At 72.4% G+C, this 20,294-nt stretch carries 22 protein-coding genes; 11 read left to right on the top strand and 11 right to left on the bottom strand.

The window, feature by feature from the left end:
* Positions 1–18 precede the first annotated feature (18 nt).
* Positions 19–1,113 (bottom strand): PTS mannitol transporter subunit IICB, encoded by a 1,095-nt coding sequence (mtlA, locus tag CLV63_RS06325; protein ID WP_106581932.1) that lies wholly within the window; start codon positions 1,111–1,113, stop codon positions 19–21.
* A gap of 156 nt (positions 1,114–1,269) precedes the next feature.
* Positions 1,270–2,031 carry a DeoR/GlpR family DNA-binding transcription regulator gene (locus CLV63_RS06320; protein WP_106581931.1) on the bottom strand — a complete coding sequence of 254 codons (762 nt, stop codon included), beginning with the start codon at positions 2,029–2,031 and terminating at the stop codon, positions 1,270–1,272.
* A 201-nt stretch (positions 2,032–2,232) separates the two neighbouring features.
* Between CLV63_RS06320 and CLV63_RS06315 the strand changes: the two genes are divergently transcribed.
* The 3 genes from CLV63_RS06315 to CLV63_RS06305 all read left to right on the top strand — a co-directional run bounded on the left by CLV63_RS06315 (position 2,233) and on the right by CLV63_RS06305 (position 4,252).
* Entirely contained in the window at positions 2,233–2,985 is a 753-nt protein-coding gene (locus tag CLV63_RS06315; RefSeq protein ID WP_106581930.1) for a helix-turn-helix transcriptional regulator, read from the top strand.
* A 22-nt stretch (positions 2,986–3,007) separates the two neighbouring features.
* On the top strand, positions 3,008–3,481 hold the full coding sequence (locus tag CLV63_RS06310) for a DUF3291 domain-containing protein (RefSeq protein ID WP_106581929.1): 474 nt from the start codon (positions 3,008–3,010) through the stop codon (positions 3,479–3,481).
* Positions 3,482–3,577: 96 nt separating this feature from the next.
* Entirely contained in the window at positions 3,578–4,252 is a 675-nt protein-coding gene (locus CLV63_RS06305; protein ID WP_211301183.1) for a superoxide dismutase family protein, read from the top strand.
* A 37-nt stretch (positions 4,253–4,289) separates the two neighbouring features.
* On the opposite strand, the gene CLV63_RS06300 is transcribed toward CLV63_RS06305, so the two are convergent.
* Together CLV63_RS06300 and CLV63_RS06295 are read right to left on the bottom strand one after the other, a co-directional pair.
* Entirely contained in the window at positions 4,290–5,021 is a 732-nt protein-coding gene (locus CLV63_RS06300; RefSeq protein WP_106581928.1) for a YidC/Oxa1 family membrane protein insertase, read from the bottom strand.
* A gap of 175 nt (positions 5,022–5,196) precedes the next feature.
* Positions 5,197–5,499 (bottom strand): DUF6412 domain-containing protein, encoded by a 303-nt coding sequence (locus CLV63_RS06295; RefSeq protein WP_245928605.1) that lies wholly within the window; start codon positions 5,497–5,499, stop codon positions 5,197–5,199.
* 222 nt (positions 5,500–5,721) lie between these two features.
* On the opposite strand from CLV63_RS06295, the gene CLV63_RS06290 reads away from it, so the two are divergent.
* The 4 genes from CLV63_RS06290 to CLV63_RS06275 all read left to right on the top strand — a co-directional run bounded on the left by CLV63_RS06290 (position 5,722) and on the right by CLV63_RS06275 (position 8,401).
* The gene (locus CLV63_RS06290) at positions 5,722–5,922 is read left to right on the top strand and encodes a DUF5957 family protein (protein ID WP_106581927.1); all 201 of its coding nucleotides are present in this window, start codon (positions 5,722–5,724) and stop codon (positions 5,920–5,922) included.
* A gap of 89 nt (positions 5,923–6,011) precedes the next feature.
* Positions 6,012–7,196 (top strand): sensor histidine kinase, encoded by a 1,185-nt coding sequence (locus CLV63_RS06285; protein WP_106581926.1) that lies wholly within the window; start codon positions 6,012–6,014, stop codon positions 7,194–7,196.
* A gap of 46 nt (positions 7,197–7,242) precedes the next feature.
* On the top strand, positions 7,243–7,908 hold the full coding sequence (locus tag CLV63_RS06280; protein ID WP_106581925.1) for a response regulator: 666 nt from the start codon (positions 7,243–7,245) through the stop codon (positions 7,906–7,908).
* A 160-nt stretch (positions 7,909–8,068) separates the two neighbouring features.
* Positions 8,069–8,401 carry a hypothetical protein gene (locus CLV63_RS06275; protein ID WP_106581924.1) on the top strand — a complete coding sequence of 111 codons (333 nt, stop codon included), beginning with the start codon at positions 8,069–8,071 and terminating at the stop codon, positions 8,399–8,401.
* Between the two features lie 14 nt (positions 8,402–8,415).
* On the opposite strand, the gene CLV63_RS06270 is transcribed toward CLV63_RS06275, so the two are convergent.
* Positions 8,416–9,009 (bottom strand): bifunctional 4-hydroxy-2-oxoglutarate aldolase/2-dehydro-3-deoxy-phosphogluconate aldolase, encoded by a 594-nt coding sequence (locus CLV63_RS06270; protein ID WP_106581923.1) that lies wholly within the window; start codon positions 9,007–9,009, stop codon positions 8,416–8,418.
* Between the two features lie 61 nt (positions 9,010–9,070).
* Entirely contained in the window at positions 9,071–10,078 is a 1,008-nt protein-coding gene (locus CLV63_RS06265) for a sugar kinase (RefSeq protein WP_106581922.1), read from the bottom strand.
* A 233-nt stretch (positions 10,079–10,311) separates the two neighbouring features.
* Here CLV63_RS06265 and CLV63_RS06260 point away from each other — a divergent pair, with 233 nt between their 5' ends.
* Complete coding sequence (locus CLV63_RS06260) at positions 10,312–11,046, top strand: IclR family transcriptional regulator (RefSeq protein ID WP_106581921.1); 735 nt, start codon at positions 10,312–10,314, stop codon at positions 11,044–11,046.
* Positions 11,047–11,104: 58 nt separating this feature from the next.
* On the opposite strand, the gene CLV63_RS06255 is transcribed toward CLV63_RS06260, so the two are convergent.
* Positions 11,105–11,521 (bottom strand): C40 family peptidase, encoded by a 417-nt coding sequence (locus CLV63_RS06255; protein WP_106581920.1) that lies wholly within the window; start codon positions 11,519–11,521, stop codon positions 11,105–11,107.
* A 276-nt stretch (positions 11,522–11,797) separates the two neighbouring features.
* Positions 11,798–12,397: a TetR/AcrR family transcriptional regulator gene (locus CLV63_RS06250; RefSeq protein WP_245928604.1), complete on the bottom strand. Its 600-nt coding sequence runs from the start codon at positions 12,395–12,397 to the stop codon at positions 11,798–11,800.
* Positions 12,398–12,635: 238 nt separating this feature from the next.
* On the opposite strand from CLV63_RS06250, the gene CLV63_RS06245 reads away from it, so the two are divergent.
* Entirely contained in the window at positions 12,636–14,309 is a 1,674-nt protein-coding gene (locus CLV63_RS06245) for an MDR family MFS transporter (RefSeq protein ID WP_106581919.1), read from the top strand.
* A 92-nt stretch (positions 14,310–14,401) separates the two neighbouring features.
* On the opposite strand, the gene CLV63_RS06240 is transcribed toward CLV63_RS06245, so the two are convergent.
* Together CLV63_RS06240 and CLV63_RS06235 are read right to left on the bottom strand one after the other, a co-directional pair.
* Positions 14,402–14,851 carry a GNAT family N-acetyltransferase gene (locus tag CLV63_RS06240; protein WP_106581918.1) on the bottom strand — a complete coding sequence of 150 codons (450 nt, stop codon included), beginning with the start codon at positions 14,849–14,851 and terminating at the stop codon, positions 14,402–14,404.
* A gap of 163 nt (positions 14,852–15,014) precedes the next feature.
* On the bottom strand, positions 15,015–16,337 hold the full coding sequence (locus CLV63_RS06235) for a hypothetical protein (RefSeq protein WP_211301182.1): 1,323 nt from the start codon (positions 16,335–16,337) through the stop codon (positions 15,015–15,017).
* Positions 16,338–16,733: 396 nt separating this feature from the next.
* Between CLV63_RS06235 and CLV63_RS06230 the strand changes: the two genes are divergently transcribed.
* On the top strand, positions 16,734–17,294 hold the full coding sequence (locus tag CLV63_RS06230; protein WP_106581917.1) for a gamma carbonic anhydrase family protein: 561 nt from the start codon (positions 16,734–16,736) through the stop codon (positions 17,292–17,294).
* Between the two features lie 277 nt (positions 17,295–17,571).
* Positions 17,572–17,799 (top strand): hypothetical protein, encoded by a 228-nt coding sequence (locus CLV63_RS06225; protein ID WP_106581916.1) that lies wholly within the window; start codon positions 17,572–17,574, stop codon positions 17,797–17,799.
* 66 nt (positions 17,800–17,865) lie between these two features.
* Here CLV63_RS06225 and CLV63_RS06220 read toward each other — a convergent pair whose 3' ends face one another.
* Entirely contained in the window at positions 17,866–19,989 is a 2,124-nt protein-coding gene (locus tag CLV63_RS06220) for a (Fe-S)-binding protein (protein ID WP_106582100.1), read from the bottom strand.
* Positions 19,990–20,294 lie beyond the last annotated feature (305 nt).

Genomic DNA, 20,294 nt, shown 5'->3' with positions numbered 1-20,294 from the left:
GTTCGCCGCTGCGTCGGATCATGTCTCGGCGCTCTCCCGCTCCTTCGCCTGCTCCTCCTTGCGGGCCTGCCGGCCGAAGCCCAGCAGCAGCGACGCCACGAGGAAGGACACCGTGGCCGCGGCGATGACGCCCGCGACCACCGGGACGAACCCGCCCCTCGGCGTGACCGCCAGGACGGCGATGATGCTGCCCGGCGAGGCCGGTCCGACCAGGCCGGCGCCGGTGAGCATGAAGACGGTGACACCGGTCATCCCGCCGGCGATGGCGGCGAGGATCAGTTTCGGCTGCGCCAGGAGGTACGGGAAGTAGATCTCGTGGATGCCGCCGAAGAAGTGGATGATGATCGCGCCCGGTGCGGTGGCGCGGGAGATCTTCGGGCCGAAGAACCAGCAGGCGAGCAGGATCCCCAGGCCGGGGCCGGGGTTCGCCTCGAACAGGAACGTGATGGCCTTGCCGGTCTCCTCGGCGCTCTGCACGCCCAGCGGGCTGAGGACGCCGTGGTTGATGGCGTTGTTCAGGAACAGCACCTTGGCCGGTTCGATGATGAGCGACACGAGCGGGATGAGCCGCATGTCGACCAGCCAGGCGACGCCGGTGCCCAGTCCGCCGGTGATCGCGGCGACGACCGGGCCGACGACCTTCAGGCCGAACAGCGCCATGATCCCGCCGAGGATCCCGGCGCTGAAGTTGTTGACCAGCATCTCGAAGCCGGCCCGGATCTTCGGCTGCACGGCCGCGTCGAAGAGCTTCATCAGCAGCGCGGACAGCGGGCCGATGACCATCGCGCCGAGGAACATCGGGCTGTCCGAGGCGACGATGACGCCCATGGTGGCGATCGAGCCGACCACGCCGCCCCGCTGGCCGTGGACCAGGGTGCCGCCGGTGTAGCCGATCAGCAGCGGCAGCAGGAACCGGATCAGCGGGTCGACCAGCTCGGCCATGGACTCGTTCGGCAGCCAGCCGGTCGGGATGAACAGCGCTGTGATCAGACCGAACGCGAGGAACGCCCCGATGTTGGGCATCACCATGGCGGCGAGGTACCCGCCGAACCGCTGGATCGAGGCGCGGGCCCGTTCCTTGAAGGCCGGGCGCGGCTCGTCGGTGGTGGTCATGTGCTCTCTCCTCAGGGGAGGTCCGCGGTGCCCGGCCGGGGAGCCGGGGTACCGCGAAGGGGGTGGTGGCCGTGCCCTGGGGTCGTTGCCGCGGGGCCGGGCGGGAGGGAAGGGGAGAGGACGGCGACGCTGCGAAGCCGGGGGCCGACCGTCCGATCAGACGGTGACCACCCGGGGTCCTCGCGCTCGGAGGTCCTCCGCGAGCTCGGGGGCGAGCCCGTTGTCGGTGATCAGGCAGTCGACGTCCTCGACCGAGGCGAAGCGGGTGAAATGGTCGTTGCCGACCTTGGTGTGGTCGGCGAGCAGCACCGCACGGCGCGAGGACCGCATCATGGCGCGCTTGACCATCGCCTCGGCGCTGTCCGGGGTGGTCAGCCCCCGTTCGGCCGAGACGCCGTTGGTGGCCATGAAGGCGACGTCGATGTAGGTCTCCTCCAGCGCCTGGAGCGCCCACGCGTCGACGGTGGCCTGGGTGCGGGCCCGGAGTCGACCGCCGAGCAGCATCAGGTTGATGTTGGTGCGCGGGGTGAGCGTGAAGGCGATGGAGAGGGAGTTGGTGACCACGGTGAGGTCGCGGTCGGTCGGCAGGCGTTCGGCGAGCCGGCCGGTCGTCGACCCGGCGTCGAGCAGCACCGAGCCGTCCTCGGGCAGTTCGAGCAGCGCGGCCTTCGCGATGCGCTCCTTCTCCGCTGTCATCACGGAGTCGCGAACGGTCAGGGTCGGTTCGAAGCCGAGCCGTTCGACGGTGATCGCCCCGCCGTGGACGCGGCGCAGGACGCCGTGCCGTTCGAGGGTGGTCAGGTCGCGGCGGACGGTCTCGTAGGTGACCTCGAACTCGGCTGCCAGCGCCGCGACGTCGACACGGCCCTCGGCACGGGCGCGTTCGAGGATGGACCTCTGGCGCTCCTCCGCGTACATGTTGCATCACCTGTGTTTCACGTGGTTTTGGTTGATATTAAGAGAGTGATCCAGTCCACACAAGACCTTTGACCACATTTCTCTTTGTTTTGATTGGCTTCTGTTGGTAAGTGAGTCGGACCTGGGGTTTTCCGGCGCTCCAGAGACGCGTGGGGAGCCGCCGCACGACGCGCCGACACGGCACGTCGGCACAATAGGCCCATGACCGAATCCGGGATCAGTGCGGTGGGCGCACTGGCCGACCCGCTGCGCCGGGCCCTGTACGAGCACATCGCCTCCCAGGGCAGCGAGGTGAGCCGCGCCGAGGCGGCCCGCGCCACGGGCGCCGCGCGCAACCTCGTCGGCTTCCACCTGGACAAGCTGGTCGAAGCGGGCCTGCTCGACGTGGCGCTGCGCAAGGTCTCGGGACGGGACGGGCCGGGCTCCGGCCGCCCCGCGAAGCTGTATCGGCGTGCGGACCGCCAGCTCAGCGTGCACCTGCCGCCGCGCGACTACGAGACGGCCGCGCATCTGATGGCGGCGGCGGTCGAGCGGCACGGCGCCGATACCGCCCTGTACGCGAGCGCCCGCGAGGAGGGCGTGCGACGCGGCCGCGCCCTCCCCGCCGAAAGCGGTCGGGCGGCCGTCGCCGACGCGGCGGCGTATCTGGCGGCACACGGCTACGAACCCGCCGCCGATCCGGCCGAGGACCCGGCCGGCAACCGGGCCGGCGACACGCCAGGCGACCCCGTCCCGCCCGCCGAGATCCGATTGCGCAACTGCCCCTTCCACACCCTTGCCACGGCGTTCCCGCCGCTTGCGTGCGGGATGAACCTGGAGCTGATCCGGGGCCTTTTCGAAGGAGCGGGGATCACCGACGCGACCGCGCGCATGGACGCGGCACCGGGCCGGTGCTGCGTCCTGGTCTCACCTACCGGCGGGCCTTCCAAAACAAAAAATATTGACATGGAATGACCGCCATGATGAGCTGCCGTCCATGACAGGACACCACCTCGCCCAGATCAACATCGGACGGTTGATCGGACCCCTCGACGACCCCCGCCTCGCCGGGTTCGTCGCCCTGCTGGAACCCGTCAACGCCCTCGCCGACTCCAGCGACGGGTTCGTCTGGCGCTACCGGAGCGAAGGGCTGCCCGACGCCACGACCGAGCGCCCTTTCGGCCCCGACCTGCTGCTCAACTTCTCGGTCTGGGAGTCGCCGGATGCCCTCTGGGAGTTCACCTACCGCAGCGGCCACCTCGACGTCCTGCGCAGGCGGCGCGACTGGTTCGCGAACCTGACCGAGGCCTACGCGGCACTGTGGTGGATCCCGGCCGGGCACATCCCGACCGTCGCCGAGGCCGGCGAGCGGCTGCGCCTGCTGCGCGAGAACGGTCCGACCCCGGCGGCGTTCACGTTCCGGGACCGGTTCCCCGCGCCGGGCCCGACCGAGGCGACGCTCTCGTCCTGACACGGATTCCGCCCGGCTGCCCGTCCGCAGGCGATTGGTGACGTAGAGTCATGGTTCGATGACGTGAGGTACCCGAGCTACGCCATGAGGACGCCTGTGTCGAACCGAGCCCTGCCCCGCCTTCTGCTGATCCTGCTGGCCGCGGCACCGCTGCTGCTCGGCGGCACCGCCTCCGCCGCGGTGGGGCCGGCCCCCGCTGCGCCGCCGAACCCCGTCCTGGTCGCGGGGACCTTCACGGCCTACTCCGCCGGCGCCACCGCGGTCACCTACGACAAGGCGGTCCCCGAAGGCGCGCGGGCCTCGGTCCTCGTCGCCACCGACCTGCCGCAGTGGGCGGAGCGCGAGTCCGGGCGCCCGGGCGCCGAGGGCGCAGAGGAGCACGAGGCGATGCGCGAACTCGCCCGGCACAAGGGCAGCGGCACCGGCTTCGTGCTGCACGTCGGCGGGCTCGAACCCGACCGCGACTACGGCGCGCACCTGCACACGAAGCCGTGCGGTCCCACCGGCGACGACGCCGGGCCGCACTACCAGCACGAGGTCGATCCCGTTCAGCCCTCGACCGACCCCGAGTACGCCAACGCCGAGAACGAGGCGTGGCTCGACTTCCACACCAGCCCGTTCGGCGACGCCATCACGGGCACCGCCGTCGAGTGGACGCCGCGCCCCGGCCAGGCCGGCTCCGTCGTGATCCACGAGGAGCACACGCACACCCAGCCCGGCCACGCCGGCATGGCGGGCGCCCGGCTGGCCTGCATCAACGTGCCGCTCTGAGCGGCCGGGCCGGCCGCGCGGCCGGCCCGGAACGGCGTCACCCGGGAACGAGGCTCCGCAGCGCCGTGTTCTCGGCGAGCGTCCAGGCCGTCGACGCCGCCAGGTACAGCCCGGCCGCCAGCGGGACGAACGCGGCGACCGCCACGGTCAGGAACGGCAGGTAGCCGATCACCCGGGAACCGGGCACCTCGGGGCCGCCGGCCGCGCGCGCCCGCGCCATGGCCGGGAGGGTCAGCACCCGCCGCGACAGCGCCGCCACCCCCGCGAGCACCGCCATGAGCAGCACGAACACCAGGGCCTCCGGCCCGGCGCCCGCGCCGAGGACGTCCCCGAGCGACGACCCGAGCGGGACCCCGGCGAGCGTGTGGGCGAGCAGCGTGTTCGGTTCGCCCGCGACGGTGGTGCTGATGAAGACCCCGTAGACCGCCACGAACACCGGCGTCTGGGCGAGCATCGGCAGGCAGCCGGCGAGCGGCGAGGTGCCCTCGCTCAGGTAGAGCTTCTGCTGCTCGGCGGCGAGCCGCTGCGGGTCGGCGCCGTGCTCGCGCCGCAGCGCGTCGAGCCGCGGCGCCAGCCGTGCGCGCGCCTTCTCCCCTTTGACCCGCGCCCAGCTCAGTGGGAGCAGGACCAGGCGCACGGCGACGGTCAGGCCCACAACGGCCAGCGCGGCCGCCGCCGGCCCGGCCGCCGGGGTGAGGAGGGCGGTGATCGAGGTGACGACGGCATAGGCGAGCGCGACCGCCGCGGCGATCGGTCCGAATGTGTACATGGCAGGACCCCTGATCCGGTGGTGGACTGTCCGGTACCGGACGGCCCGGGTGAACCGTTGACACCGAAGAGGCGGCCGCGAGGCCTGGACTGCCGGGCACGGGCGTGCCGGTACCGCGCTGCGCGTGGGGGAACGCGCGAACCGCGGAATGGGGGTGCGGGGGGCGGCGCCCGTGCTACGCGGCCGCCGGGGCGGCACCGGGCGCTCGGGGCCGCGGACGGCCGGGGGCGCCGGGATCGCACAGCAGGACCGGCCCGGTGCGCTCGGAGCGGCGCAGCATGGCCAGACCGTTGCAGGGGACCGCACCGTCGGCCGGTGTCCGCGCCGCGCAGGCGCGCACCGCCAGCCGGCCGAGGACCGCGCCGATGGCGACCGCGGCGAGGAACGCGAACGCTCCGGGCGCGGGGGCCGACGCCAGGACCTCCGCGGCGTCGACGGCGGCGGAGAGCGCGTAGGCCATGCCGTAGCCGGCGATCACGGCGCCCTCCCTCCCGTCGCGGAACCCGCCTGGCCCCTACGGTACCCGGCGGCCCGGGCCGCCGCCCGGGCCCTCCACCCGCGGCCGTAGGCGGCGCCGCGGGAGTACGACCGCCGGTGTACGCCAAGTGCCATCCGCCGCCGGATTCGGGCCGCGGTACCCCGCCCCTAGCGTCGTGGCACGCGGGTCGGTCCCGCACTCACCGGAAAGGCAGGTCATGTCATGCGCACAGTGGGCATCGTCGCCGTCTCGGCCCTCATCGGCCTCGTCGTCGGCTTCCTCCTCGGCGAGGTGATCGCCATCGTCGCCTACCTCGGGTTCGGCGCCCGGCCGACGATGGTCCGGTTCCTCGCCCCCGCCATGGCGGTGCTCTTCGCGGTCGCCGTCCCTTTCGTCAGGAGCAGGACCAAGGACACGGACTGACTCCGGCCCCTGGGGCGGTCCCGGCGGTACCGCATCATGGGGGTACGGGGCGGCGGACGGACCGGCGGCCCCCGCGAGGAGGCCGGACGATGGCGCACAGCGCACTGCGGCTGCGCCCGGCGACCGCCGACCTCGTCCTCGCCGGCGCCGTCACGGCCGGCCTGGTGGCACTCGACCTGCTGTTCGCGACCCTGCGCACGGCCGGCTTCCACGGCGACGCCTTCGCCATGCTGGCCTTCGGCGGCCTGTCCCTCGCCGCGACCACGCGGATGCCGATGTTCACCGCCGTCATCGTCGGCGCCACCACGCCGCTCTACTACATGCTCGGCCCGGTCGACGGGGCGTGGGGCTGGCTGGCGTTCCTCGTCGGGATCTTCCGCCTCGCCGCAGCGGGGCAGCGGTTCGCGGCGGTCTCCGGAACCGCCGTGGCGCTGCTGCTCTTCACCGCGGGCGAGGTGTTCGGCCCGTTCAACCTCGGCCGCGCACTCAGCCTCATCGCCTGGATCCTCGTCGTGGTCTCCGCCGGGGAGATCACCCGCAACCGGCGCGCGTACCTGCGCGAGGTCGAGCACCGCGCCGCCGAAGCCGAGCGGACCCGCGAGGAGGAGGCCCGGCGCCGCGCCACCGAGGAGCGCCTGCGCATCGCCCGCGAACTGCACGACGTCCTCGCCCACCAGATCTCGCTGATCAACGTGCAGGCCGGGGCCGCGCTGCACCGCCGCGACCCGGAGCAGGCGTACGCGGCTCTGGACGCCATCAAGCACGCCAGCAAGGACACGCTGCGCGAGCTCCGCTCGACCCTCGGGGTGCTGCGGCAGGTCGACGCGGCCGACGAGGCCGCGCCCGTCGCCCCGGCCCCGTCGCTGGAGCGGATCGGGGAACTGGTGCGGCACACCGGGCAGGCGGGGCTCCCGGTCCGGTTGACCGTCGAGGGCGACCCCGTTCCGTTGCCCGCGAAGACCGACCTCGCCGGGTACCGCATCGTCCAGGAGGCGCTGACCAACACCCTGCGCCACGCCGCGGACGCGCAGGCGTCGGTGCTGGTCCGCTACGACCCCGACGGGGTTGCGGTGTGGATCGACGACAACGGTCCGGCCTCGCCGGACGCGCCCCCGGCCGACGGCAACGGCCTGCGCGGCATGCGCGAGCGCGCGGCGGCAGCGGGCGGCGAGCTGACCGCCGGGCCGCGGCCGGGCGGCGGGTTCGCGGTGCGCGCGCGGCTTCCGCTCGACGCCGGGCCCGCGCACGGCCCGGCCACCGGACCGCACCCGTGAGCCGCCGCACTGGACGGCGGCACCGGGCCCCACGACGAGGAGGACGATGATCCGGGTACTCCTGGCCGACGACCAGACCCTGGTCCGCGCCGGCTTCCGGTCGATGCTCGACGGCGAGGACGACATCGAGGTCGTGGCCGAGGCCGGCGACGGCGCGCAGGCCCTCGAGCTCGCCCGCGCCGAGCGCCCCGATGTGGTGCTGATGGACGTGCGGATGCCGGGCGTCGACGGGCTGGCCGCGACCCGGCACATCGCCGCCGACCCGCGGCTGTCCGACGTGCGCGTCGTCATCCTGACGACCTTCGACCTCGACGACTACGTCTACGGCGCGCTGCGCGCGGGCGCCAGCGGCTTCCTGGTGAAGGACACCGAACCGACCGAGCTGATCCACGGTGTGCGGGTGGTGGCGCGCGGCGACGCGCTCCTCGCGCCGTCGGTCACCCGCCGGCTGATCGGCGAGTTCGCGGCGCGCATCAGGGAGCCCGTCGCGGCGCCGGAGCTGAACGCCCTCACCGCACGGGAGCGCGAGGTCCTCGGCCTGGTCGCGGGCGGCCTGTCGAACGAGGAGATCGCCGACCGCCTGGTCCTCAGCCCGGCCACCGCGAAAACGCACGTCAGCCGGGTGCTGACCAAGCTCGGGGCGCGCGACCGCGCGCAGCTCGTCGTGCTCGCCTACGAGTCGGGCATGATCCGGCCGGGCTGGCTCGACTGAGGCGCCGCCGTGCAGCAGGGCCGCGGCGGGAGTGCCGAGCGGAACGGAACAACGACACACCGGCGTGGATTGCAGCCGAATCCGGCACGGCTGTAGCTAAATGGCTATAGCTGAATGACAGAGAGTGACCACTCCGCCGCGCTGCCAGAGGATGCCTGCCGTGCCGATCCGCCCTGCGAACCTCGCCACCATGTCCGCCACCATCGCCGCAGTCGTGCGTCCCGAGGCCGGGGCCGACGCCGTCGCGCCGACAGCCCTCGGCCCGGTGACCATCACCTACGAGTCGGGATACCGCCAGGTCGTCGAGGCGGCCGGCGCCACTGAGCTGGCCGACGGGCACGGCGGGATCGTCGAACTGGAGGCCGGTACACGCACGGGCTATGAGCTGTACGCCGACGCGGCGTGCAGCCGGGCGAAGCGGCTGCGCGCCGGCAACGGCCCGGCGCGCTTCCTCGCCCCGCTGCACGCCCACACCATCGTCCTGGGCGACTAGACCGCCATGGCCTGCTAGCGCTCGACCAGGCCCGCGAGCAGGTCGATCTGGGCGGGGTCCGCCAGCGCCGAACCGACGGCGGCGACCTTCGCGCCCGCGGCGAGGTAGTCGGGCGCGCTGTGCGCGTCGATCCCCCCGGTCGCGACCAGGTTGACCTGCGGGAACGGTCCGGCCATGCCCGCGAACCAGGCGGTGCCGAGCGAGGTGGCGGGGAACGCCTTCAGCCAGGTCAGGCCGTGCCGCAGGGCCTGCTGGACCTCACTGGCCGTCGCGACACCGGGCAGGTGCGGCATTCCCGCCGCGGCGGAGGCCGCGGCGACGGCCGGGTCGAAGCCCGGCGCGACGGTGAACGAGGCGCCCGCCTCGGCGACGGCCCGGACCTGCTCGACCGTGATGACGGTGCCCGCGCCGACGGTGCGGCCGCGCTCGGCGCCCGCGGCGATCGCGGCGCGCAGGGACGGCACGGCGTCGGGCGTCTGGACGGGCACCTCCACCAGCTCCATGCCCAGGTCCCAGGCGCGGGTGGCGAGCTCGACCGTCTCGCGTTCGGGCATCCCCCGCAGGATCGCCATGACCTGCTGCGTCCCGAAGATCTCGTCGAATCCCATGATCACGTCCTTAGAGTCTCAAAGCGGTCGGCGGCGCTTTCCGGCCGCCGTACCCGGCCGGTCAGGCCGCGGGGCCGGGCAGCGCGAGCCCCGGCCAGTCGGCGTCGGCGGCGGCGATCAGCCGCTCGCGTTCCGCCGACGGGGGCAGCACGGCGAGGTCGCTGACGCTTTGGAGCGTTGCGGCGGCCGCGATGTGCCCGAGGCGCAGCCGGTCGCGCGCCGGCCGGCCGTCGAGCAGGCCCGAGAGGAACCCCGCGGCGAAGGCGTCGCCCGCGCCGACCGGCTCGACGACGTCGACGGCCAGCGCGGGCACGAAGGTCCGCTGCTCGCCCTCGTAGCACGTGGCGCCGATATCGGCGTCCTTGACGACGAGGCAGCCGACGTCGGGCAGCAGCGCCCGGACGGCGTCGTCGGTCGCCGTGCCCCACAGCGCCTCGGCCTCGTCGCGGCCGATGAACACGATGTCGGCGGCGCGGGCGAGCGGCAGCAGCGCCGTCCCCGCCGGGCCGGCGGCCCAGAGCGCCGGCCGGTGGTTGACGTCGAAGCTGATCGGGCCGGCGTCCGGGGCGCGCTCGGTGAGCAGGGACTCGACCAGCGCGGCGCAGTCGGCGGAGAGGACCGGCGTGATTCCGGAGAGGTGGGTGATGCGCGCGCCCGCGGCCCGGATGCCGTGCGCCAGGTCCGGCGCCATCGCCGACGCCGCCGACCCCGCCCGGTAGTAGTGGACCCGGGTCCGTTCGCGGCCGGGGTCCTTGAGGTACAGGCCGGTCGGCCGGTCGGGGTCGACCGTGACCGCGCCGGTGTCGACGCCGCGCCGGGCGAGCTCCGCTGTGATGATGCGGCCGAACGGGTCGTCGCCGACGCGGCTCAGCCACGCGGCGCGGTGGCCGAGCTGGGCGACGCCGCAGGCCACATTGGATTCGGCGCCGCCGATCTCGATGTCGAGCGCGGGGCGGTCGACGAGCGGCGCTCCCGATGGGGGTGCGAGCAGCACCATGGTCTCGCCGACGCTGAGAACGTCGGGACGGGTCGCCGGGCCGCCGTGCCCGGGTCCACCGCTGCCCGCCATACCGCCTCCCGATCCTGTGCACATGTTGCAACGTAAGATGCAATTATTACACAGAAGGGGCGCCGCCTCCGAGGGGCCCTGACGTCCGCGGCAGCCGATGCCGCCGGGGAAAGCGGTCCGCACGACGGCGGTCCCGAGTATTTCATGCAATCAAAAATGCAGCATGTGCAACGATTGGGCGTGCGCGCGGCGGCCGCCGCGCACCCGGCCGCCGACCTTCTACTGGGGATGTCATGTCGCAGACCGTGCAGCGGGCGATCGTCATCATCGAAACGCTCGCCGAGGACCCACGCACCCTCTCCGAAATGGCCGACGTCCTCGGTGTGCACCGGTCGACGGCGCTGCGGCTGCTCCAGACCCTTGAGGGCAGCGGTTTCGCCCGGCGGCGCGGCGACGGTCGCTACACGGTGGGCACCCGGCTGATCTCCATCGCCCAGCAGACCCTGGAGGGGCTGGACCTGCGCGGGCTCGCGCACCCGCACCTGCGGCGGCTGAACTCCGCCTGCGGGCACACCGTCCACCTCGCGCAGCTCATCGGCGACGAGGTCATCTACGTCGACAAGATCGACGGGACGGAGGGGGTGCGCATGTACTCGCGGGTCGGCCGCCCCGCCTCCTTGCACGCCAGCGGGGTCGGCAAGTCGATCCTCGCGCAGCTGCCCCCCGAGCGCGCCGCCGGCCTGCTCGACGGCGCCGAGCTCACCGCCCACACCGAGTCCACGTTCACCGACCGCGCCGCGCTGGAGGCCGAGCTCGACGCGATCCGGCGCCGCGGGTGGGCGGTCGACGACGGGGAGTTCGAGGACTTCATGAACTGCGTGTCGGCCCCCATCGCCGACAGCACCGGGCAGGTCGTGGCGGCCCTGTCGATCACATCGCTGCGGGTCATCGCCCCGCTGGAGACGCTGCGCGCCCTGGTCCCCGACCTGCTGCACACGGCCGAGGCGATCTCGGCGGAGCTGGGGTGAGGTACGCGGCGGCACCGCGCCGGCACCACCGCGTACCCGAGCTGTCAGGTCAGTAGCGCTAGGCCACCCGGCGGGCGCCGACCATGCTGCCGTTGTAGTGCCCGGCCATCCGCTCGACCTTGATCCGCTTCCCCGAGCTCGGCGCGTGCACCATCTTGCCGCCGCCGACGTACATCCCGACGTGGCTCGGGCCGCGGTAGAAGAACACCAGGTCGCCGGGCCGCAGGTGCGACCGCGCCACGGAGCGGCCCTGGCGGTACTGCGCCTGCGTGGTCCGGGAGAGCGACACTCCCGCCGACCGGTACGACCGCTTGACCAGCCCGGAGCAGTCGTAGGACGACGGCCCGTTGCCGCCGTACCGGTAGGGCTTGCCCAACTGCGCCTTCGCGAAGTCGACGGCCTTCGTGGCCTTCGCCTGGGCGGCCGCCGCCGGTGCGGCGCCGCCCAGGCCCGCGACCGAAAGGGCCGCGCACATGGTTAAGGCGAGCGCCGCTCGGCGTATCCGCCAAAGTCTGTCCCCTACGCCGCCATTCGCGAATTCCGGCAATGTTCTCATGATCATTCCCCCGTTGATGTCAAATCCGGAGCCCAATAAATGGTCGGCTCGGATATTCCTGAACAGGGAAGCACAACTCCAGCCCGGAAAAGAAAAAAAACCGGGGAAGCGGCGTGTCGAGGGGAAAATAAAAGTCACGTAATGGAAATGTGCCCACCAACGGGGCGCACCGGGTCCGCCGCCCGGCCGCGGACGCTACCGGGCGGGCCCGCCCTCCAGGCAGGCGGCGATTACGGCGGTCAGGCGGTCCACGAGGTCCGCCGGGTCGTGGTCGAGCAGCGCGCCACCGCTCTCGACGCGCTTGAGCGTGCCGACACCGAGCAGCAGCGAGACCACCAGCGACGCCCGCGTCCCCGCGTCGGGGCCGCCGATGAAGGCGGCCAGCGGCTCCAATATCGCGCTCTTCACCCGCTCCTTGTGGACCTGCCGCAGGTCGGGGTCGCTCGCCGAGTGCTCCAGCGCGCGCTGCAACGGGGTCCCCTCGCCGAGCGAGCGGTACACCACGTGCTCCGCGAGGCGGCGCGGCAGCCCCGCGCGGTCGCCCTCGAAGATCTTGGGGAACACCGCCTCCTCGGCGATGACCTCGGCGAGGAGGCCGCGCTTCGCGCCGAAGTAGCGGTTGATGAGCGCGACGTTCACGCCGGCGGCGGCGGCGATCCGGCGGGACGACACCTGGGCGTACCCCTCGGCGGTGAAGAGTTCGCGGGCGCTGTCGAGGATGCGCTTCCTGGTGGCCTCCCGGTCGCGGCCCCGGGCGCGGTCGGGTCCCGGACCGGCGTCCACCTCGTTCGTCACTGCCGCCCCCTGGGTCGTGTCGTGTCGCCCTGCCGAATGCCGCCGCTCCCCGGCGCCTGCCGTCGGCGCCTCCCATGGTTCGCGGTCCCCGAACTATAGCCCCCCGATTTGACAAGTCAACACTGTTTACTTATACCGGTAGTAGTCCTGATTTCCCCACTCCGCACCAAATGTGCGGGGCGGTGTGTCCGGGTACGAGTGTTATGGGGGTTCAGTGACCGAGCCGGGGGAGCCGACAATGCGTCGAGAGGGCCGGACACCGCCGGAAGCAGAAAGCGCCGCCGACGGCGGCGCCGTCGCGGCCGTGCCGCAGCCGCCCGCAGAGCAGGCGGACGGGCATGCAAACGGGCGGACCGACGCGCAGGCCGACGCGCAGGCCGACGCGGCGGCGGACGCGGCGGCGGACGCGCCCGCCGAACGGCGGTACACGCACCGCCAGATCATCGAGATCCTCGTCGGCCTCATGCTGGCGATGCTCACGTCGATGCTCACGACGTCGATCGTCGGCACGGCGCTGCCGACGATCATCGGGGAGCTCGGCGGCCAGGACAAGCTCTCCTGGGTGGCGAGCGCCACCCTGCTCACCATGACCGCGTCCACCCCCCTGTGGGGCAAGCTCTCCGATATCTGGGGGCGCAAGCTGCTCTTCCAGATCGCGCTGGTCATCTTCATCACGTCGTCGGTCGCCGCCGGGTTCGCCACCGACATCTACTGGCTCATCGGCGCGCGGGCGATCCAGGGCATCGGCGCCGGCGGGCTCGCGGCGCTGCCGCAGATCATCCTCGGCGACGTGGTGGAGCCCAGGGAGCGCGGGCGCTACTCCGGCTTCCTCGGCGCGGTCTTCGGCGTGTCGACGGTCGCGGGCCCGCTGCTCGGCGGCTTCCTGGTCGACAGCCCGCTCGGCTGGCGCTGGTGCTTCTTCATCACCGTGCCGCTCGCCGTGGTGGCCTTCATCGTGATCCAGCGGATGCTGAAGCTGCCGCAGCGCCCGCGCGGCGACGCCCGCCTCGACTGGTGGGGCGCCACCTGCATCGTCGGCGCGGCGAGCGCGCTCATGCTGGTCCTCAGCCTCGGCGGCAAGGAGTTCGCCTGGAACTCGGTGCCGACCTACCTGTTCTTCGCCGCGGCCGCCGTCCTCGCCGCACTCGCCGTCGCCGCCGAGATCCGCGCGCACGACCCGATCCTGCCGCCCCGGCTGTTCCGCAACCGGACCTTCATCTTCGCGTCGCTGACGTCGATGGCGATCGGCATGTCGATGTTCGGCGTGATGATCTACTTCCCGCAGTACCTCCAGATCGTGCGCGGGATGAGCCCCACCGCGTCGGGCCTGATGACACTGCCGATGGTGCTCGGCCTGCTCGCGGCGTCGATCTCGTCGGGGTTCCTGGTGAGCCGCACCGGGCACTGGAAGGTGTTCCCCGTCGTCGGGACGCTGCTGGTCGCCGCCGGCTACCTCACCCTCACCCGGGTCGAGGAGGACTCCGGCCTGGCGCTGGTCGGCGCCGGGGTGTGCGTCATCGGGCTGGGGCTGGGCCTGTCGATGCAGATCCTCATCCTCGCCACGCAGAACGCACTGGAGCGGGCCGACATGGCCGCGGCGACGTCAGCGGTGTCGTTCTTCCGCAACCTGGGCGGCGCGGTGGGGGTCGCGGCGTTCGGCGCGATCATGACCCACGAGCTGCGCACCGGGCTGGCGCCGCTGATGGCGAAGGCCGGCCCCGGTGCGGCGGACGCCGCCGCGGGGTCGCCCGAGGCGATCCAGGCGCTCCCCCCGCAGACGCAGCAGCTGATCGTCGGGGTCTACGGCGACGCGATGCACGCCGTGTTCATCGCGGGCATCCCGATCGCGCTGGTGGGGTTCGTCATGGTGCTGTTCCTCAAGCAGGTCCCGCTGCGCTCCGGCCGGGACTGAGGGCCGGGGCGGCCGGGACTGAGGGCCGGGGCGGCCGGGACTGAGGGCCGGGGCGGCCGGGCGCGCGGCCTCGTGCGGCGTGTCCGGCCGGTTCACAGGTGCCTGCGGAACCCCTCGGCGGTGTTGTCGAAGCCCAGCGCGCGGTAGAACGCGTGGGCGGCGTGCCGTCCGTCGTGGGAGATGAGCTCCACCCGGTAGCAGCCGGCCTGCGCCGCGCGGTCGACGGCCTCGTCCATCAGCGCGCGGCCCACGCCGGCCCGGCGGCAGGCTGCGTCGACCACCACGTTGTCGATGACCGCCCAGGGCTGGGCGTCGTGGGTGAGGTTCGCGAGCACGATCAGGTCGAGCGTGCCGATGATCTGGCCGCGGCGCTCGGCCACCAGGACGGAGCGGTCGGGATCGGTCTCGATCCGGGTCCAGGCGCGGACCGCCGCGGAGGACATGCGGACCGTGCCACTCTGCGCGGGGGTGGTATCGCCCAGATCGCGCAGGAGTCGCAGGATCGCACCGAGGTCAGACCGTATGGCCGAGCGGATAATCATGGCTTTCGGCATCGTAGCCGACCGGGTCGGGCGGCGGCCGACAAGGGCGCCATGACTGGTCAGGACGCCACAAAACACCGGCATGGCCGACGCGCGGCCGGGGGCCGGACACGGGGTCCGGCCCCCGGCGCACCGAACAGGCAGCACCCGGGAGTGGCGCGGATCAGGGTTTGATGATGCGCACGCCTTCCTTCTCCTTGTCGGCCGCGTCGGCGGCGGCGTTCGGCCCTTCGGATTCCGGCCGCTGGTACATGCCGGTGATCCCGGGGTCGTTCGCGATGGTCGGGTCCTCATCGGCGGCCGGGCCGTTGTAGTGGAATCCCTGCGGCCGGTTCGGCGCCGGACGGCCCTGCTGCTGCGGGGTGTCGGACGCCCGTGCCTGCTCGGCGGTGATCTGGCCGGGTTCGAGGTTGACGGTGGTGTCGTCGACCTCGGGCGCGGCACCCTTGGCCGGGGCCGGCTTCGCGGGCCCCTGCTTCGGCTGCTCCGGCTTTGCCGCGGCCGGCTTGGGCTGCTGCTCCGGCTTCGCGGCGGCGGGCTTGGGCTGCGGGCCCTTGGCGGGGCCCGCTGCGTTGCCGCCCCGTGCGGGAGCCTGCGCACCCTGCTGCGGCCCGCCGCCGGTCTGCGCCGCGTGCGGCCCGGTACCGGCGTGCTGCGGCGCCTGCGGACCCGTGCCGTTCTGCGGCGGCTGCGGCGGCTGCGGGCCGGTGCCCGCGGGTGCCTGCTGGGCCGGCCGTGCCTGCCGCCCGGCCGACGGTGCCGACGCGGCCGGCTTGGCCGGGGTCCCCGGCTGCGCCGGTGCGGCGTTGTCCTCCGGGATCGGTGCCGGGCCGGGGTCGAGCGGACCGGAGTTGGTCTCGGCCTCCAGCAGCTCGGCGAGCGTCACGCGCATGTCGGTGAGCCGGCGGACCGCTTCGTTGTGGGTCGCGGTCAGCGTTGCGAGCCGGCGGTCGGCCGTGGTGTTGATCTTCTTGGCCCGGGCGTCGGCGTCGGCAACGCGGCGCTCCGACTCCTCCTTGGCCTGGTTGCGCACCTGGTCGGACTCTGTCTTGGAGGTGCTGAGCATCTCCTGGGCCTCGTTGCGCGCACTCTTGATGACGCGCTCGGCGTGCTCCTCGGCGTCCTTCATCCGCTTCTGGGCGTCGCCTTGGGCCTTGTTGCGGATCTCCTCGGCCTCGCGGCCGACCTTGGAGCGCTTGTCCTTGGCCTCTTCCTCCGCGATGCGCAGGATCTCGGCCATCCGCTCACTGATCTGCTCGTGCTCGGGCTTGACCGCGGCCTGCTCCTTGGCGTTGGCGAGGTCGCGGCGCAGCTGCTCCAGCTCGTCGTGCGCGCGCGCCAGCCTCTCCTGGAGGTCGCGGATCTGGTTGTGGTTGCGGACGACGTACTCGTCCACCTGGTCCTTGTCGTAACCACCCTTGCGCACGGTCGTGAAGGCGTCGCGGCGCAGGAGGTTCGGCAGTATCTCTGGGCTGTGCTCGTTCATATCCTAATCAACCAGGTCGGCTGCTGTTCGGACGGGTGCCTCGATCCCCTGCCTATCATTCCAATAACGCCCCGAAAACACATGTGTGACATGCATTTCGACTGAAGTCACCGTGTGAGCGGCAACATCCGGTTCCGTCCGGCAGGTTTGCGAGTTCGCGTGCGAAGTGTGACGCACTGACTACGTTGTGCTGAATAACGCTAGTACTCCCCCGCTCGCGCCTCAATAGTCCTCGTCGCAGCGGGGAGCGCACCGGTCCCTCGACGGTCGCACGACACGCCTCTACTAAGGTATGCGCGTCATCGCACAGGTGTGGGCGGTATAGGCCATTCGATGGTTCGGACACGGGGCCGTCCGGCGTCCGCCGCCGGCACCGCCCCGAGGGGAAGGACGGCCATGGACGGCCCTTACATCGGCGACGCGCCGTTCGGCACCCCCGACATCAGCGCCGATGCGTGGATCGCGCCGGGCGCCGTCGTGGTGGGGCGGGTGCGCATCGGGGCCGGGAGCAGCGTCTGGTACGGCGCCGTGCTGCGCGCCGACACCGAGGAGATCGTCGTCGGCGAGCACTGCAACATCCAGGACCAGTGCGGCCTGCACTGCGACCCCGGTGTCCCCACCGTACTCGGCGACCGGGTGAGTCTCGGCCACAAGGCCATGGTGCACGGCGCGGTGGTGGAGGACGGCGCGCTCATCGGCATCGGCGCGGTGGTCCTCAATGGGGCGCGGGTCGAGAAGGGCGCGCTGGTCGCCGCGGGGGCGCTGGTCCCGCCCGGCAAGACCGTCCCGGCGGGCACCATGTGGGCGGGGATCCCCGGCGCGGTGGTGCGCGAACTCACCGACCGCGACCGCGCGTCCTTCGCCGACACCCCGGAGAAGTACGCCGGTTTCGCGCGGCTGCACCGGGACGTCCGGCCGCGCGCGGCGGGCCCGGGCGAATCCGAGAACGGCAAATAACCATTCATGGCCCGGCAATGGCGGGGCCATGGCCTATTCGCCCGAGCTGACCAGTCATGCTTCCGTAATGTCATGAATGGGACCGACCGCAGAACTAGAACGTCGGATGGCTCCAGAATGGTCCCTATGGGTCATGCGCTTTCCGTGTCCCGCCCGTAGCCTGATATTCGGACGGTCCGTCGACCATTGCCGCCCCTCAGGTCGGCACCGCCCTCGTTTCCCATGACCAGGTTCCGCGACGCCGTCCCACCGGCTCCGCGCGCAATTCGCGAAGGGGGTGTGCCACCTGGAGACCTACGCCGGCGCATTCCAGCACGACCACGTCGCCCTCGCAGAGATCGAGCTGTACGTCGAGGTCCTCACCGCCGTCGCGACCGCCGATGAGCGCCTGAGCGCCGAGGAGCTCGACCGCGTCCTGGGGGTGCCGCCCCGCCCGCCGCTGCGCGAGACGCACACCCCGAGCGGCCGCGTCATCCGCCGCCGCCGCGCACTCCAGCAGCTCTGACGGCCGACACGCGGCAGGGGGGCGCCCGCCGTGCACGGCGGGCGCCCCCCTGCCGTCGTCCGGCGGCTACTCCTCGGCAGCGGGGGCGGCGGGGGCGGCAGGCGTCTTCATCGAGCGGAGCAGCAGCTGGGAGACGTCGACCACCTCCAGCGACTCCTTCGCGAGCCCCTGGGACTTCTTCTCGTTGATGGCGTCGCCCAGCATCACCTGGCAGAACGGGCACGCGGTCGACACGGTGTCGGGGTCGGTCCCCAGCGCCTCGTCCACCCGCTCGGTGTTGATGCGCTTGCCCAGCCGCTCCTCCATCCACATCCGGGCGCCGCCGGCACCGCAGCAGAACCCGCGCTCCTTGTGGCGGTGCATCTCCTTCGTGGTCACGCCGGGCACCTGCGCCATGATCTCGCGCGGCGGCGTGTAGACCTTGTTGTGCCGGCCGAGGAAGCACGGGTCGTGGTAGGTGATGTTCTCCTCGATGCGCTGCACCGGGGTGAGCCGGCCCTCGTCGACCAGCCGGGCCAGCAGCTGGCTGTGGTGGACCACCTCGTACTCGCCGCCCAGTTGCGGGTACTCCTTGCCGAGCGTGTTGAAGCAGTGCGGGCACGAGGCGACGATCTTGGTGACGCCCGCGTCGTTCAGCGTCTCGACGTTCTGCTGGGCGAGCATCTGGAAGACGTACTCCATGCCCAGGCGGCGGGCCGGGTCGCCGGTGCACGCCTCCATGCCGCCCAGGACCGCGAACCGGACCCCCGCCATGTCGAGGAGCTCGGCGATGGCCTTCGTGGTCTTCTTCGCGCGGTCCTCCAGCGCACCGGCGCAGCCGACCCAGAAGAGGTACTCGGTGCCTTCGGGGAGGGTGTCCTCGACCACGGTGACCTCGACCGGGTCGTCCTGCGCGGCGAGCTCGGCCACCCAGTCCAGCCGCCGCTCCTCGGCCATGCCCCAGGGGTTGCCCTTGTTCTCCAGGTTCTTCAGCAGCGTCCCGGCCTCGGACGGGAAGCTCGACTCGATCATCACCTGGTAGCGGCGCATGTCGGTGATGTGGTCGATGTGCTCGATGTCCACCGGGCACTGCTCGACGCACGCGCCGCAGTTGGTGCAGGACCAGAGGACGTCGGGGTGGATGACGCCGTTCTCCTCCTCCGTGCCGACCAGCGGGCGGCTCAGCAGGGCGAGGACGTCGTCGTGGATGCCGGGGGTCTCGGCCGTGGTGCCGGCCATGGCGTAGGGCGCGGTGGCGTAGGCGTGGTCGCGCAGGTCCATGACGAGCTTCTTGGGCGACAGCGGCTTGCCGGTGTTCCACGCGGGGCACTGGGACTGGCAGCGTCCGCACTCGGTGCAGGTGCTGAAGTCGAGCAGGCCCTTCCAGGTGAAGTCCTGGACCTTGCCCGCGCCGAAGGGGTCCTCGTCGGGGTCGGCCTCTTCGAAGTCGAGCGGTTCGCGGCCGGTCTTGTCCATCATCGGCTTGAGCGGCCCCAGCGCGGGGCCGCCGGCGGGGTCGCGCTTGAAGTAGATGTTGAAGAACGCCGCGAACCGGTGCCAGGCCACGCCCATGGTGAGGTTGCGGGCCAGCACGATCATCCACACCATCGAGATGATGATCTTCAGTGCCGCGGCGACGAGGATCCCGGTCGCGAGCGCGGCGGCCCCCATGCCGGAGAACGCGAGCACCAGCGGGTAGGTCAGCAGGTAGTGGGCATTGTAGGAGTCGATCCCCTGGAGCACGCCCTCCATGCCGCGCAGGCACAGCACCAGCACGGGGATCGCCACGATGACGGCCTCGACGAAGTAGGCGCGGGGCATGTTCGACCCCTCGAAGCGCGAGGCGCGGCCGAGGCGCCGCGGGTGCGCCAGCTGCCGGATGGCGACCAGGACGGCGATGCCGATCAGGGTCGCGATGGAGAACAGGTCGATCACGAACTCGAACGGCGCGAAGTGCCCGATGAGGGGCAGCACGAACGCCGGATCGAACAACTGGCCGTATGCCTGGGCCAGCGTCGGGATCAGCAGCAGGAAGCCGAAGGCCACCCACCAGTGCGCCGCGCCGACGATGCCCCATTTCAGCATCCGGGTGTGCCCGACGGCCTCGACGACCGTGGTCCGCAGCCGCGGCCAGAACGGCCCGAACCGCTCGGGTGCCGGGCGGCCGGTCCGGATGCGGCGGACGATGCCCGCCACCGCGTGGACGAACATGCCCCACCCGGCCACGGACACGGCCAGGGTGATGATCACCAGGCCCCATTTCACAGCATCCACGAGCCGCGGCCTCCCTGTTTCGATCTCGACGTCGGCCGTCCGGTGCGCCGCACCGGCGTGACTCGACATGTTACTAGTGGGTAATCACGCCGCGGAAACCGCCTCGGCCGGGGAGCGGCACCCCGGGCCGCTCGCCGCCCCGGTCCGCACACCGGCCGGTGAGGGCGCCGGCCCCGCCCCGCCATCATGCAGCCCCGCCACCGCGCCCGCGACCTCCCACCCCGGCGCCGCGATCCCCGCCC

The organism is Murinocardiopsis flavida (assembly GCF_003014485.1).
Lineage (GTDB): Bacteria > Actinomycetota > Actinomycetes > Streptosporangiales > Streptosporangiaceae > Murinocardiopsis > Murinocardiopsis flavida.
Note: the sequence above shows the minus strand (reverse complement) of the source record. Positions and strands in the feature narration are given on the sequence as shown.

Excerpts from the sequence above, each read along its gene's own strand:
- mtlA (WP_106581932.1), bottom strand. The coding sequence starts at position 1,113 with ATGACCACCACCGACGAGCCGCGCCCGGCCTTCAAGGAACGGGCCCGC.
- CLV63_RS06320 (WP_106581931.1), bottom strand. The coding sequence starts at position 2,031 with ATGTACGCGGAGGAGCGCCAGAGGTCCATCCTCGAACGCGCCCGTGCC.
- CLV63_RS06315 (WP_106581930.1), top strand. The coding sequence starts at position 2,233 with ATGACCGAATCCGGGATCAGTGCGGTGGGCGCACTGGCCGACCCGCTG.
- CLV63_RS06310 (WP_106581929.1), top strand. The coding sequence starts at position 3,008 with ATGACAGGACACCACCTCGCCCAGATCAACATCGGACGGTTGATCGGA.
- CLV63_RS06300 (WP_106581928.1), bottom strand. The coding sequence starts at position 5,021 with ATGTACACATTCGGACCGATCGCCGCGGCGGTCGCGCTCGCCTATGCC.
- CLV63_RS06290 (WP_106581927.1), top strand. The coding sequence starts at position 5,722 with ATGCGCACAGTGGGCATCGTCGCCGTCTCGGCCCTCATCGGCCTCGTC.
- CLV63_RS06285 (WP_106581926.1), top strand. The coding sequence starts at position 6,012 with ATGGCGCACAGCGCACTGCGGCTGCGCCCGGCGACCGCCGACCTCGTC.
- CLV63_RS06280 (WP_106581925.1), top strand. The coding sequence starts at position 7,243 with ATGATCCGGGTACTCCTGGCCGACGACCAGACCCTGGTCCGCGCCGGC.
- CLV63_RS06270 (WP_106581923.1), bottom strand. The coding sequence starts at position 9,009 with ATGGGATTCGACGAGATCTTCGGGACGCAGCAGGTCATGGCGATCCTG.
- CLV63_RS06265 (WP_106581922.1), bottom strand. The coding sequence starts at position 10,078 with ATGGCGGGCAGCGGTGGACCCGGGCACGGCGGCCCGGCGACCCGTCCC.
- CLV63_RS06260 (WP_106581921.1), top strand. The coding sequence starts at position 10,312 with ATGTCGCAGACCGTGCAGCGGGCGATCGTCATCATCGAAACGCTCGCC.
- CLV63_RS06255 (WP_106581920.1), bottom strand. The coding sequence starts at position 11,521 with ATGTGCGCGGCCCTTTCGGTCGCGGGCCTGGGCGGCGCCGCACCGGCG.
- CLV63_RS06245 (WP_106581919.1), top strand. The coding sequence starts at position 12,636 with ATGCGTCGAGAGGGCCGGACACCGCCGGAAGCAGAAAGCGCCGCCGAC.
- CLV63_RS06240 (WP_106581918.1), bottom strand. The coding sequence starts at position 14,851 with ATGATTATCCGCTCGGCCATACGGTCTGACCTCGGTGCGATCCTGCGA.
- CLV63_RS06235 (WP_211301182.1), bottom strand. The coding sequence starts at position 16,337 with ATGAACGAGCACAGCCCAGAGATACTGCCGAACCTCCTGCGCCGCGAC.
- CLV63_RS06230 (WP_106581917.1), top strand. The coding sequence starts at position 16,734 with ATGGACGGCCCTTACATCGGCGACGCGCCGTTCGGCACCCCCGACATC.
- CLV63_RS06220 (WP_106582100.1), bottom strand. The coding sequence starts at position 19,989 with ATGTTCGTCCACGCGGTGGCGGGCATCGTCCGCCGCATCCGGACCGGC.